This is a genomic window from Streptomyces sp. NPDC004542, from assembly GCF_040610035.1.
GTDB lineage: Bacteria > Actinomycetota > Actinomycetes > Streptomycetales > Streptomycetaceae > Streptomyces.
This window is the reverse complement of the sequence record NZ_JBEXLP010000001.1, coordinates 253,694-266,770: the sequence shown is the minus strand read 5'-3', so window position 1 is coordinate 266,770 and position 13,077 is coordinate 253,694. Positions and strand designations below refer to the sequence as shown.

Here is a 13,077-nt window from a genome sequence, read left to right as displayed (position 1 = left end):
CCGTGGTGACCATCATGACTGAGCGTCCGGCTGCCATAGATGCTCCTCCGGCCGGGACCTTCGAGGACCTGCTCCGGATCGTCGAGACGCTCGACACACCTGCTGGCTACAAGGCCGAAATCATCCGGGGGAAGATCGTCGTGTCGCCGTGGTCCAAGCTGCGCTACAAGCGGGTGATGAAGTCTCTCCGGCTTCAGTTGGAGTCCCATGTGCCGGAGGGACATGACGTCGATGTCGCCCCTTTCCTCTTCACTTTCCCCGATTCCGAGCGCGGGTACGGTCCGGACCTGCACGTCGCCGATGAATCCGCCTTTGAAGCCGAAGGCCGGCATGCTGACGGTGCCGCCCTCTCCCTCGTCGCGGAACTGACATCGGACTCGACCAAGGATGCTGACTGGCTCGACAAGCTGGAGACGTACGGGCGGGTCGTGCCCGTGTATCTGCTGCTCGACATGCACGTCCAGGAGATCAACGCGTTCTGGGACCCGTCTCCGAAGGGCTACCGCTCCCGTACCAACGTGCCCTTCGGGCGGCCCCTGCACGTGCCCGCGCCGTTCGACTTCGACTTGGACACCTCGGAGTTCATCCAGCCCGAACCTCCTGCCGGTACCTCCCCGGAGTGATCCCGAACTCCCGGCTGAACGCGTGCGACAAGGCGTACGGGCCGGCGTAGCCGGATTCGCGGGCCACCGTGGCGAGGGGGGCGTCCGTGTCGCGGAGGCGGGTGGCCGCGAGGGTCAGGCGCCACCAGGTGAGGTAGGCCATGGGCGGGCGGCCCACCAGGGGTGTGAAGCGGCGGGCCAGGGTCGCGCGGGAGACACCCGCCGCGGTGGCCAGGCGCGCGGTGGTCCAGGGGGCCGACGGGGCGGCGTGCAGGGCGCAGGGCCGCCGTCTCACCGGGTCGGACAGGGCGGAGGCCAGGCGCCGGACCTCGCCTCGGTCAGCCAGGCCCGGACCATGTAGACCAGCAGGAGGTCCAGCAGGCTCGGCAGGGCGAGGGTCGCGCCCGGGCGGTCGCCGGTCAGTTCGCGGGCCAGGAGGTCCACGGCGGCGCGGAGTTCGGGGTGGGCGCCGGCCCGGCCCGGCAGGTGGACCACCTCGGGCAGTTCCGCCATCAGCGGGTGCACCCGGGCCCGGTCCAGGCGGTACTTGCCGCACAGCAGTTCCACCTCGGGTCCGGTTCCGGCACGCCGTACGTCCGCCTCGGTCAGCTCCTCGAACGGCACCGCCCGCCGTACGTCCCCGGCCGACACCGGCCCGTTCTGCCTCGACCCGCGGCAGGCCGCCCGGAGCAGGCAGCGGGTCCTCGAACGTGCCACTGAGCAGCGCGAGTTGGTGATCCCGGCGCACTTCTCGGGAGGTGGTGCCGTGGAGGTGCGGCGGGTGGGTGGCCGGTTCTCCCTCGGTCGCTGGGCGGCCTGACCCGCACGCGTCGACAAGGGCATGGTGCGCACGGTACTCATGGGGCATGAGCGAAGACGGCGAACCTGCGCCCGGCGTACGTCTGATCGGTGGGCGCTACCGTCTGATCGAGCGCATCGGTACCGGCGTCAACCGCACCGGCGGTACCGGCACCGGCGGCACGGGCACCGCAGCCGGCGCCGTGTGGCGGGCGCTGGACGAGTCGACCCGGCGGTACGTCGCCGTCAAGCGGCCCTTGCCGCCCGGTGACCCGGCGGACGAGGAGCACACGCGGGCCGCCCACCGGCTGCACCGCGAGGCCCGCGCCGCCGCCCGCGTCGACCACCCGGCCGCGGTGCGCATCCACGACGTCGTCCTCGAGGACGGACTCCCCTGGATCGTGATGGAGTTCGTCCTCGGCGAGTCCCTGCACACGCTCCTCGAACGAGGGCCGCTGCCCGATCCCGAGGCCGCCCGCATCGGACTCGCCGTGCTCGGCGCCCTGCGCGCGGCGCACACGATCGGGATCGTCCACCGTGACGTCAAACCCGCCAACGTCCTCCTCGAATCCGGCACCGGCCGCGTCGTCCTCACCGACTTCGGCATCGGACACGTCCACGGCGGACACGGCCCCGGTTCACCGGCCGACACCGACTTCGTCGCGCCCGAGCGGTGGACGGAACCCGGCGCGGGACCCGCCTCCGACCTGTGGTCCCTCGGCGCCTTGCTGCGCGCCGCCGTCGAGGACGAGCCGGCCCCGGCCGAGGACGCCGCCGGGCTCCGCCCGCTGGTCGCCCGCCTGCTGGCGCCGGAACCGGCCGAGCGGCCGGAAGCCGAGGAGGTGGCCGTCGTACTGGCCGCGACCGCCGCGACCACCGAGAGTGCCGCGCCCACCGAGCGCACCGTGGCCACGGAAAGCGCCGCGACCGCCGAGAGCGCCGCGACCGCGGGAAGTGCCGCGACCACCGAGAGCGCCGCGACCGCGGGAAGTGCCGCGACCGCCGAGAGCGCCGGAAAATCCCGGCCCGCGCTGACCGCCACCCCCACGACGCCTTGAACAACGCCCTGATCAGCGCATTCACCGCCAGCAGTCACTGGCGTCGTGTGTGTGATCGGTGAATCCTCGTTACCGACGGGTACCCAAAGGCGTCGGTCCGGCATACCCTGCGCGTCATGACGGACTCGCAGGCCCCGGAAATGACCGGCACCAACCCCCTCGCCCCCGCCCCGGAAGGCGCCCGTACCGCCGCCGACGTGGTCACCCCGGAGCTGATCGCCCAGCTCACCAAGGGCGTCGTAGGCTCCGGCAAGACGCAGAGCCACACCCCCTTCACCGGTGAAAAGCTGGCCGACCTGCCCGAGTCCACCCCCGAGGACGTGGCCATCGCCTACGACCGGGCCCGCGCCGCCCAGGCCGTCTGGGCCCGGACCCCGGTACGGCAGCGCGCCGCCGTGCTGCTCCGCTTCCACGACCTGGTGCTGGAACGCCAGGCCGAGGTCCTCGACCTCATCCAGGTGGAGACCGGCAAGGCCCGTCTGCACGCCCACGAGGAGGTCCAGGCCGTCGCCGTGTCGTCCCGGCACTACGGCCGCAGGGCGCCCGCGTACTTGAAGCCGAAGCGGCACGCCGGCGCCGTGCCGACCCTGACGAAGGTCACCGAACTGCGGCACCCGCGCGGTGTCGTCGGCCAGATAGCCCCCTGGAACTACCCGCTGGAGCTGTCCGTCGGCGACGCGCTCCCCGCGTTCGTCGCGGGCAACGCGGTGGTGATGAAGCCGGACACGGAGACCTGCCTGACCGCCCTGTGGGCCCGCGACCTGCTCATCGAGGCCGGACTGCCCGCCGATGTCTTCCAGGTCGTGCTCGGCGAGGGCCCCGTCGTCGGCCCGGAGGTCGTCCGGCACGCCGACTACGTCTCCTTCACCGGCTCCACCCGCACCGGCCGCGAGGTCGCCCAGGGTGCCGCCGCCCGCCTCGTCGGCGTCTCCCTCGAACTCGGCGGCAAGAACGCCATGCTGGTCCTCGAGGACGCCGACATCGAGAAGGCCGCGGCGGGCGCCGTCCGCGCCTGCTTCTCCTCCGCCGGCCAGCTGTGCATCTCCATCGAGCGGCTGTTCGTGCACGAGTCGGTCGCCGACGCCTTCCTGGAGCGGTTCGCCGCCCGCACCAAGGCCATGCGCCTGGGCAAGTCCCTCGCCTACGGTGCCGACATGGGCTCGCTGGTCGGCGACCGGCAGCTGGAGGCCGTCACGCGGCACGTGGACGACGCCGTCGCCAAGGGCGCGAAGGTGGTCGCCGGCGGGGTCGCCCGCCCGGACATCGGCCCGTACTTCTACGAGCCGACGATCCTCGACGGAGTGACCGAGCCGATGTCGGTGTGCACGGAGGAGACCTTCGGCCCCGTCGTCTCCGTCTACCGCTTCAAGACCGAGGACGAGGCGGTCGAACTCGTCAACTCCACGCCGTACGGCCTGAACTCCTCGGTGTGGACGAAGGACGGCCGCCGCGGCCGCGAGGTCGCCGCCCGGCTGCGCACCGGCACCGTCAACGTCAACGAGGGCTACGCCCCCGCCTACGGCAGCGTCCAGTCCCCGATGGGCGGCATGAAGGACTCCGGCCTCGGCCGCCGGCACGGCTCCGAGGGCATCCTCAAGTACACCGAGGCGCAGACCATCGCCCAGCAGCGGCTGCTGCCGATGGCGCCGTCGCTGGGCATGGACGATGAGAAGTACGCGGCGTTCATGAGCACCAGCCTGAAGCTGATGAAGGCCTTCCGCTTCCGCTAGGCCGTCCGCCGGACCGTCCGACCCGACCCCGTTCTCGACGAGGAGAGCACGTGTCACAGGAGAACTCCGTCCGCACGCGGGACGGCGCCGCGGGCGACCACGACGCCGGCTACGACTACGACGTCCTCGTCGTCGGATCGGGATTCGGGGGGTCAGTGACCGCCCTCCGCCTCACCGAGAAGGGCTACCGCGTCGGCGTCCTGGAAGCCGGCCGCCGCTTCACCCGCGCGTCCCTGCCGAAGAACTCGTGGGACCTGAAGAACTACCTGTGGGCCCCGAAGCTCGGCATGTACGGCATCCAGCGCATCCACCTGCTGGGCAACGTCATGGTCCTGGCGGGCGCGGGCGTCGGCGGCGGTTCCCTCAACTACGCCAACACCCTCTACGTACCGCCGAAGCCCTTCTTCGACGACCCCCAGTGGCGGGACATCACCGACTGGCAGGAGGAGCTGAAGCCGTACTACGACCAGGCGCGGCGCATGCTCGGCGTGCGGCTCAACCCCACGATGACCCCCTCCGACGTGCACCTGAAGGCGGCGGCGCAGCGAATGGGCGTCGGCGACACCTTCCACATGGCGCCGGTCGGGGTGTTCTTCGGGGACGGCGAGGACGCCGACGGCACGGCGAAGGCGAAGCCGGGGGAGCCGGTCGCCGACCCCTACTTCGGCGGGGCCGGGCCCGACCGCAAGGCCTGCACCGAGTGCGGCGAGTGCATGACGGGCTGCCGGCACGGCGCGAAGAACACCCTCAACGAGAACTACCTCCACCTCGCCGAGAAGGCGGGCGCGGTGGTGCACCCCATGACGACGGTCGTGTCCGTCACTGACGACTCGCGCGGCGGGTACGCGGTCGCCACCCTGCCGACGGACCGGAAGGACCGGAAGAAGAGGGGCGCGGGCCGGACCTTCACGGCCCGCCGGGTCGTCCTCGCCGCCGGTACCTACGGCACGCAGACACTGCTGCACCGCATGAAGGCCCATGGCCAGCTGCCCCACCTCTCCGACCGGCTGGGCGAGCTGACCCGCACCAACTCCGAGGCGCTGGTGGGCGCCCAGACGGACAACCGGCGCTACCGCAGGGCGCACGGCACGCCCAAGGCCGACTTCACCCGGGGCGTGGCGATCACGTCCTCCGTCCACCCGGACGAGAACACGCACATCGAGCCGGTCCGCTACGGCAAGGGCTCCAACGCGATGGGCGGTCTGTCCATCCTCCAGGTGCCCTACGCGGAGGGCACCTCCCGCGTCCTGGCCTGGCTGTCGAACGCGGCCCGGCACCCGGTGCTGGTCGCCCGCTCGCTGTCCAACCGCCGCTGGTCGGAGCGGACCATCATCGGCCTGGTGATGCAGTCGCTGGACAACTCCCTGACGACGTACCTGAAGCCGGACGGCGTCGGCAAGGGCCTGCTGACCGCCCGCCAGGGCCACGGCGCGCCCAACCCCAAGCAGATCAGGGCCGCTTCCGAGGCCGCTTCCGCGCTCGCCGCCGAGATCAACGGGTTCGCCGGCAGCAACGTCGGCGAGCTGATGGGTACTCCGCTCACCGCCCACTTCCTCGGCGGCTGCCCGATCGGCGACTCCGGTGAGACGGGTGTGATCGACCCGTACCACCGGCTGTACGGCCACCCCGGCATCTCGGTCGTCGACGGCGCGGCGGTCTCCGCCAACCTGGGCGTCAACCCTTCGCTGACCATCACGGCGCAGGCCGAGCGGGCGATGTCGTACTGGCCCAACAAGGGCGAGGCGGACCCGCGTCCGGCCCAGGGCCGGCCGTACGAGCGGCTGAAGCCGGTGGAGCCGGCCCACCCGGTGGTCCCGGCCGACGCCTTCGGCGCCCTGCGGCTGCCGTTCCTGGGGACGCCGACCGTGCCGCCGAAGAAGTAGTCCGTACGGAAGAGAAGAAGTAGTCCGTACGGAAGAGAGGACGAAGCAGTCCGTACGGAAGGGAAAAGGGACCTGCGCCCCCCTCCGAGCGCAGGTCCCTCTCCCGTTACCGGCTTCTGCCGGTCGTCCATGTCACGCGCCGGCCGAGGCCTTGCGCCGGCGCACCGTGTACACGGCACCCGCACCGGCGACGACGGCGAGACCGCCGACCAGGCCGATGACGGGCAGGGCGGAGCTGGAGCCGGTCTCGGCGAGGTTGCCGGTCGGCAGGTCGGAGACGTCGCCCTGCGGCTTCTTCACCGGGTCCTTGCTGTCGTCGTCGCCGGGGGTGGCGTCACCCGGGTCGGGGTTGGCGGAACCGGGCTCGAGCACCTGGAAGTCGTACTGCGCCCAGCCCTCGGCGATGCAGTCCTGGCCCTCGACGTTGTCGAGGTAGGCACCGGAGCCGAAGGAGTAGGCGTCACCGGCCGGGGCCTTGGCGTCGATGCTGACGCGCAGGTCGAGCGACTTGCTGGCGCCGGACTTCAGGTTCTCCACGTAGAAGAAGTAGTCACCGGCCCAGTCGTCGGTGCCGATGCGGTCCCAGGTGCCGTCCTCGGGGTTCTTGAACTCCAGGTCGACGTACGGGCTCAGGTACTTGGACTCGTCGAGCTCGTAGTTCTCCACCTCGGCGTAGAAGGCGACGCCGTCGACGTCGGTCTTCGACTCGTTGGTGACGACCAGCTTGAAGCCGTGGAAGCCGTCGCCCGCGACGATCTTGCCCGGGAGGCCCTTGATGTCGGCGGTCACCTTGGCGTCGCCGAAGTTCTCGTCGAGGTCCTCGCAGTACGGCACGTCGGGGTCCGACGGGTCCTCGGTCGGCTCGGCCGTGGTGGGCTCGGCCGTGGTGGGCGTGGCCGTGGCGGTGTCGGTCGGGGTGCCCGTCGCGCTGGTGGTGGTGTCGGTGGGCGTGCCGGTTCCGGTCGTGGGCGCCTCGGTCGTGGGTGCCTCGGTGGTGGGTGCCTCGGTCGTCGGCGTCTCGGTCGGCGAGCTGGTCGCCGTCACGGTGTCGGTGGGGTCCGGCGTGGAGTCCTCGGCGAACGCGGCGGGCGCGGACAGCAGCGCGAGGGGGGCCAGGGCGGCTGTCGCGGCCGCTGCGGCCATGGCACGGCGGAGCTTCATGAACACCTCGGGGATCCGTTGTGCCGCGGTGGCAGCACAGTTGGCGGAGGGCGGCTCCACGTGTGGGGCGCGGGTGACCCTTGTTTCTGCTGTGGGGTTTGATCCACGACGGGCCCGAAGGGTTGCCCCGCTCCTCACGGGATTCTTATGTGGTCTGAGTCACACGTGTGGGCGGGCGCGGGAACGGCATGACGAAGGGCCCCGCGGGACGGATCCGCAGGGCCCTTCTTTCGTCGGCACCGGCGTCGGGGCGGCGGTGCTCGGGGAGCGGCGCCGGGGGGCCGCGCCGCACGCCTCGGGAGTTCCGGCGGCCGGCCCCGGGCGTCCCCGGAGCCGGCCGTTCTCTTGGGTGACCGGTCTGCTGTCCCCTGCCGTCCGGTCACTCTGCCGGAGCGAGGTCCCACGACGCACGGCACGATCCGCACGCCTCATCGCTCCAGCGAGCCACGCGTGGTTCTTACGGGCCCGCCCCTGGCTGGCACGGACACCCGGACCAACGAAACGGCCGCCCGGGCGTCACGCGCCGTACGGGTGAGAGGCGGGCCGAACTCAGATGCGACCCCGGCACAGTTCGAGGAGGGTCATGGCGAGCGGGGTGCCCGGCTTGCCCAGGGCGTCCCGGTACCGGCCGAGGATCTCCATCTCCCGGGACAGGTGCACGCGCCGCCCGCCGGAGGCGATGCGGGTCTCCTGCACGACGGCGGACACGGCCATCCGCTCCTGGATGAGGCCGATGATCCGGTCGTCGAGCGCGTCGATGCGCTCCCGGGCGTCCGCGATGGTCCGTTCCGCGCCGGTGGTGGCGGTGGTCGTCATGTCGGGGCTCCTCACAGAGATACAGAGATGTACGGGCGGGGTGCCCCGGAGCGAGAGGACCCGGGAAACGACAGGCGCCCCGGGCCTTGTCGGCCCGGGGCGCCTGGGAAGTCGCTTGGCGGTTCGCTCAAGCAGCACGACCATGGCAGCCGGCGGGCCGGGTGCCATAGGTAAAGAGGAAGGTCGTCTGCGCGAGCATGAGGCCAGTATGCCACGGGGGCCGGCGCCGTCCGGCCCGCCAGCACCGTCCAGCCCGCCAGCCCGCCAGCCCGCCGGCCCGCCGGCCTGCCCGGCGATCGAGGCCGAGGCCGAGGCCGTTCAGGCCGAAGCGGGGGTACGGGGGCGGCAGCCCCTTCGGGAGACGGCGAGGCCGCCCACGGCCACCCCGGTAGACTCGGCGAGTACAGCCCCCGCCCCACCGCCGGAAGGCACCTCGTGTCAGCGAACCCCGCAGCCGCTCCCGACACCGTCCTGGTCGTCGACTTCGGCGCGCAGTACGCCCAGCTCATCGCCCGTCGCGTCCGCGAGGCGCGGGTCTACAGCGAGATCGTGCCGAGCACCATGCCGGTCCAGGAGATGCTCGCCAAGAACCCCGCGGCGATCATCCTCTCCGGAGGCCCCTCGTCGGTGTACGAAGAGGGCGCCCCCCGCCTGGACCGCGAGCTCTTCGAGTCCGGTGTCCCCGTCTTCGGCATGTGCTACGGCTTCCAGTTGATGGCGCAGGTCCTCGGCGGCACGGTCGACAACACCGGTGCGCGCGAGTACGGCCGTACGGACCTGCACGTGTCGAAGTCGTCCTCCACCCTCTTCGAGGGCACCCCGGCCGAGCAGGCGGTCTGGATGTCCCACGGCGACGCCTGCTCCGCCGCCCCCGAGGGCTTCACCGTCACGGCCTCCACCGACGTCGTCCCGGTCGCCGCCTTCGAGAACGACGAGAAGAAGCTGTACGGCGTCCAGTACCACCCGGAGGTCATGCACTCGACGCACGGCCAGCAGGTGCTGGAGCACTTCCTGTACCGCGGCGCCGGCCTCACCCCGTCCTGGACGACCGGCAACGTCATCGAGGAGCAGGTCGCCGCGATCCGCGAGCAGGTGGGCGACAGGCGGGCCATCTGCGGGCTGTCCGGCGGCGTCGACTCCGCCGTGGCCGCCGCCCTCGTCCAGAAGGCCATCGGCTCCCAGCTGACCTGCGTCTACGTCGACCACGGCCTGATGCGCAAGGGCGAGACCGAGCAGGTCGAGAAGGACTTCGTGGCGGCGACCGGCGTCCAGCTGAAGGTCGTGGACGCGGAGGAGCGATTCCTGAAGGCCCTCTCGGGCGTCTCGGACCCCGAGGAGAAGCGGAAGATCATCGGCCGCGAGTTCATCCGCGTCTTCGAGCAGGCGCAGGCGGAGATCATCGCGGACGAGGGCCCGGCGGTGGAGTTCCTCGTCCAGGGCACCCTCTACCCGGACGTCGTCGAGTCCGGCGGCGGCACCGGCACCGCGAACATCAAGTCCCACCACAACGTCGGAGGCCTCCCCGAGGACCTGGAGTTCAAGCTCATCGAGCCGCTCCGCAAGCTGTTCAAGGACGAGGTCCGGATGGTCGGCCAGGAGCTCGGCCTGCCGGAGGAGATCGTCCAGCGCCAGCCGTTCCCCGGCCCCGGCCTCGGCATCCGGATCGTCGGCGAGGTCACCAAGGAGCGCCTGGACCTGCTGCGCGAGGCCGACGCCATCGCCCGTGAGGAGCTGACGGCGGCCGGCCTCGACCGGGACATCTGGCAGTGCCCGGTGGTCCTGCTCGCGGACGTGCGCAGCGTCGGCGTCCAGGGCGACGGCCGCACCTACGGCCACCCGATCGTGCTGCGCCCGGTCTCCTCCGAGGACGCCATGACGGCCGACTGGTCGCGACTGCCGTACGACGTGCTCGCCCGCATCTCCACCCGGATCACCAACGAGGTCCGCGACGTCAACCGCGTCGTCCTCGACGTGACCTCCAAGCCGCCGGGCACCATCGAGTGGGAGTGATCACTTGCGCTTGACGACGCGCAAGTGATCACCGGGCTTCCAGACCTGGACGACCAGGTACGTGTCGTCCTCGACGTAGGTCCGCACGACCTCTGTCAGCTCGGTGCGGAAGAGGTGGAACGGCTCCGGCGGTTCCACCTCTTTCACGTACGCCCCCTTCACCGCCGGGTCGTCGACCTCGACCGCGCGCCCGCCGATCCGTACGTCCCCGCCGCCCATCGCCGTGCCCCCGCCCGGGTTGGCCTGGAGCGCGAAACGCGGATCCCGGCGCAGATCGAGCGCCTTGACCGAGTCCGGCATCATGCCGAACCACAGCTCACCGCCGAGAAACCGGACCTCGAGCCCGGACGTGCGCGGGGAGCCGTCCGCGCGCAGGGTGGCGAGCACATGGTGGGTGAAGGCGCCGAAGCGCTCCTCGACGGTCCCGGCGAACTCGGGTGCGGCGGCGCGGAAGGATTTCCAGGTCATACGGACGAGTGTTCCGCCGATACCAGACGCCTTCTGTCGGGATTCGAGCCTGTGCGCCATCTTTACAGAACAGCTCTGCCCTTTTGCGCTGACCGGAGGTAACTTCCGGCCGTGAGCAATCCCAGTGCCGCAGGCCCCACGCACGGGCCCACCCCGCCCCCGCCGCTGCCCACCGACCGGCTGCGGTTCGCCATGCCGCCGAAGTTCGACTCGGTCGACGACGAACGCCGGCACCGCAAGGAGCGGCTCACGGGCGCGCTGCGCATCTTCGCGCGGTCCGGCTTCGAGGACGGGGTGTCGGGACACATCACCGCACGCGATCCCGAGTTCACCGACTGCTTCTGGGTGAACCCCTTCGGGATGCCCTTCAGGCACGTCACCGTGAGCGACCTGGTCCTGGCCAACCAGGACGGCCAGGTGATCGAGGGCCGCTACCACGTCAACCAGGCCGCGTTCACCGTGCACGCCCAGGTGCACGCCGCCCGCCCGGACGTCGTCGCCGTCGCCCACTGCCACTCGGTGCACGGCCGGGCCCTGTCCGCGCTCGGTGACCTGCTCGACCCGATCACCCAGGAGAGCTGCGCCTTCTACGAGGACCACGCCCTGTACGACGCCTACACGGGCGTCGCCGTGGACGCCGAGGAGGGCCGCCGCATCGCGACCGCGCTCGGCAGCCGCAAGGCACTCGTGCTGCGCAACCACGGCCTGCTGACCGTCGGCGACTCGGTGGACGCGGCGGCCTGGTGGTTCCTTTCCATGGAGCGCTCCTGCCAGGTGCAGCTGATGGCGAAGGCGGCGGGCCGCCCGCTGCTCATCGACCACAAGCTCGCGGTGGCCACCCGGGAACAGCTCGGCGGCGACCTGGTCGCCTGGATCAACTACCAGCCGCTGTGGCAGGACATCAGCCGCAGCGAATCCGACCTGCTCAGCTGAACCCCCGCGGCGGCCACATCGGCGTTCTCGCGCCAGAGTCAACAGCGCAGGACCCCCTTCACCCGCGGTGACCACACCTGCCGGACGGAGAGGGCGTGGTGTAGGGCACAATGCGTCGTCACAGGGGTCGTAGGGGAGTTCCACGGCGACGGCCGGGCCCGCGGAAGACGGTGCCGGCCGTGCCGGCGGTCGTGGGGAAGGCGGGCATCGGTCGTGGCGGTGCAGGAGGCGAGACAGGGCGCGGACACCGGCGGCCACGCGGGCGGCTGCGCCTGCGGGGACTGCCCGGTCGGGGCGCGCGAGGGGCACCGGCGGGCGGTCGCGGAATTCCTCTCGAAACGCGACGAGTTCGCGGCCGGGCAGGGGCTGCCGGTGGCGGTGGCCCACTCCGCTTCGGCGTCCCGGCAGTGGGTCTCCGAGGAGCTGACGCAGTCCGCCGACGTGGTCGCCGAGCGCGGTCGGCTGGAGGGCGAGGCCTGGCTGGCCCGACTGTGGGTGCGGACCGCGTGCGCGGTGTGGGCGGCCGTCCTCGCGCTGCTGCTGACCCAGTCGCTGACCGCGACCGGCACGGGCTGGACGAGCGCCCGCACGGCCGGACTGCTCGCCGCGCTGGTGACGGCCGGCGCGCTGACCGCCGCGTCCTGGTTCCACCGGGCGCGCGGCGGGGCACTGGCACCCGTCATCGGCGAGGACAACCGGATGTCCACCTCCCGTACCGTGGCCGCGGGTTGGGTGCTGCTCGTCGCCTACGCGGTACTGGTCCTGGCCGGCCGGCTGGCCGCCGCCTCCGGGCGCGCCGAACGCGACGCGCTGATCTCCGGCCTCGACCTGGCGCGCGGGGCGGGCGTGGTGACCGTGCTCGCCGTGGTGTGCGGGATCGCCGTGCTGGTCCGGCGGGTGGTCGGGACCCGGGTCACGGGGCAGCGGCTGCAGAAGGTGCGCGCCCACCGGCCGAGCGCGGCCGACCTGCTCACCGACGACGCCGGGCGGGGCGCCTTCGCCGACATCCAGTACGTCGTGATCAGCGCCGTCGCCCTGCTGTTCGCCGCCGTCCGGCTCGCCCGCCGCCCCGACCAACTGCCCGACCTGCCCTGGGGGCTGGCGGTGGTGGTCCTGGTGTCGGCGGCCACCTACCTGGCCGGCAAGTACGCGGAGGGCGGCCGTCCGGTGATCCACTCCGTGGTCCGCGCCCGCGAGGCGGGCGACCTGGACGGGCCGATCCGCACCGGCGACGACATCGAGATCCGCGGCACCGGCTTCGTCCCGCCCGGCGCCCAGACCGCCGACCGCCTCTCCCGCATGGTCGTCCGCATCGGCGCGGTCAACGTCCACGTCCCCCTGGTCCCGGTCACCGGCGGCTTCAGCAACCCCACGGACACCGTGCTGACCGTCCCCGTCCCGGCCGAGGTCGAGCCCGGATCGGTGGAGGTCCAGGTGGTGACGGCGGCCGGGGTGGCGACCAACCGGTGCGTGGTCGAGGTGACCGAGTGACCGAGTGACCGGGGCCGGTGAGCGACGACGTCCTGACCTCGTCGTACCGGTCGACGCCGATCTGGATGTTCTCGAGATCGGTGTCCGTGTCGTCGGCTGAGGCCCGCCCGGACGGCTCTGTCTCCTC

General features: G+C 71.9%; 10 protein-coding genes and 2 pseudogenes. 8 read left to right on the top strand and 4 right to left on the bottom strand.

The features are described from left to right. Positions 1-2: 2 nt before the first annotated feature. Positions 3-623, top strand: a complete 621-nt coding sequence (locus ABZX30_RS01260) for a Uma2 family endonuclease (protein ID WP_355927247.1) — start codon at positions 3-5, stop codon at positions 621-623. Here the strand turns inward: ABZX30_RS01260 and ABZX30_RS01255 are convergent. Then, a pseudogene (locus tag ABZX30_RS01255) lies at positions 583-1,172 on the bottom strand (AraC family transcriptional regulator); the annotation flags it as partial. The gene ABZX30_RS01260 and the pseudogene ABZX30_RS01255 overlap by 41 nt on opposite strands. Positions 1,173-1,260: 88 nt before the next feature. On the opposite strand from ABZX30_RS01255, the pseudogene ABZX30_RS01250 reads away from it, so the two are divergent. From ABZX30_RS01250 to ABZX30_RS01235, 4 genes and pseudogenes are all read left to right on the top strand, one after another. Continuing rightward, positions 1,261-1,422: pseudogene (locus ABZX30_RS01250) on the top strand (MBL fold metallo-hydrolase); the annotation flags it as partial. A 46-nt stretch (positions 1,423-1,468) separates the two neighbouring features. After that, complete coding sequence (locus ABZX30_RS01245) at positions 1,469-2,458, top strand: serine/threonine-protein kinase (RefSeq protein WP_355927244.1); 990 nt, start codon at positions 1,469-1,471, stop codon at positions 2,456-2,458. Positions 2,459-2,574: 116 nt separating this feature from the next. After that, positions 2,575-4,188: a succinic semialdehyde dehydrogenase gene (locus ABZX30_RS01240; protein ID WP_355927241.1), complete on the top strand. Its 1,614-nt coding sequence runs from the start codon at positions 2,575-2,577 to the stop codon at positions 4,186-4,188. 50 nt (positions 4,189-4,238) lie between these two features. Then, on the top strand, positions 4,239-6,071 hold the full coding sequence (locus ABZX30_RS01235; RefSeq protein WP_355927238.1) for a GMC family oxidoreductase: 1,833 nt from the start codon (positions 4,239-4,241) through the stop codon (positions 6,069-6,071). A gap of 132 nt (positions 6,072-6,203) precedes the next feature. Here ABZX30_RS01235 and ABZX30_RS01230 read toward each other — a convergent pair whose 3' ends face one another. Further along, positions 6,204-7,232, bottom strand: a complete 1,029-nt coding sequence (locus ABZX30_RS01230; RefSeq protein WP_355927235.1) for an LAETG motif-containing sortase-dependent surface protein — start codon at positions 7,230-7,232, stop codon at positions 6,204-6,206. A 549-nt stretch (positions 7,233-7,781) separates the two neighbouring features. Next, complete coding sequence (locus tag ABZX30_RS01225; protein ID WP_355927232.1) at positions 7,782-8,048, bottom strand: chorismate mutase; 267 nt, start codon at positions 8,046-8,048, stop codon at positions 7,782-7,784. A gap of 435 nt (positions 8,049-8,483) precedes the next feature. Here ABZX30_RS01225 and guaA point away from each other — a divergent pair, with 435 nt between their 5' ends. Continuing rightward, positions 8,484-10,058, top strand: a complete 1,575-nt coding sequence (guaA, locus tag ABZX30_RS01220; protein ID WP_355927229.1) for a glutamine-hydrolyzing GMP synthase — start codon at positions 8,484-8,486, stop codon at positions 10,056-10,058. Here the strand turns inward: guaA and ABZX30_RS01215 are convergent, their stop codons facing one another. Continuing rightward, complete coding sequence (locus ABZX30_RS01215; RefSeq protein WP_355927226.1) at positions 10,059-10,526, bottom strand: pyridoxamine 5'-phosphate oxidase family protein; 468 nt, start codon at positions 10,524-10,526, stop codon at positions 10,059-10,061. Between the two features lie 111 nt (positions 10,527-10,637). Here ABZX30_RS01215 and ABZX30_RS01210 point away from each other — a divergent pair, with 111 nt between their 5' ends. Beyond that, positions 10,638-11,459: a class II aldolase/adducin family protein gene (locus ABZX30_RS01210; RefSeq protein ID WP_355927224.1), complete on the top strand. Its 822-nt coding sequence runs from the start codon at positions 10,638-10,640 to the stop codon at positions 11,457-11,459. Between the two features lie 213 nt (positions 11,460-11,672). Beyond that, on the top strand, positions 11,673-12,950 hold the full coding sequence (locus ABZX30_RS01205; RefSeq protein WP_355927221.1) for a hypothetical protein: 1,278 nt from the start codon (positions 11,673-11,675) through the stop codon (positions 12,948-12,950). Positions 12,951-13,077 lie beyond the last annotated feature (127 nt).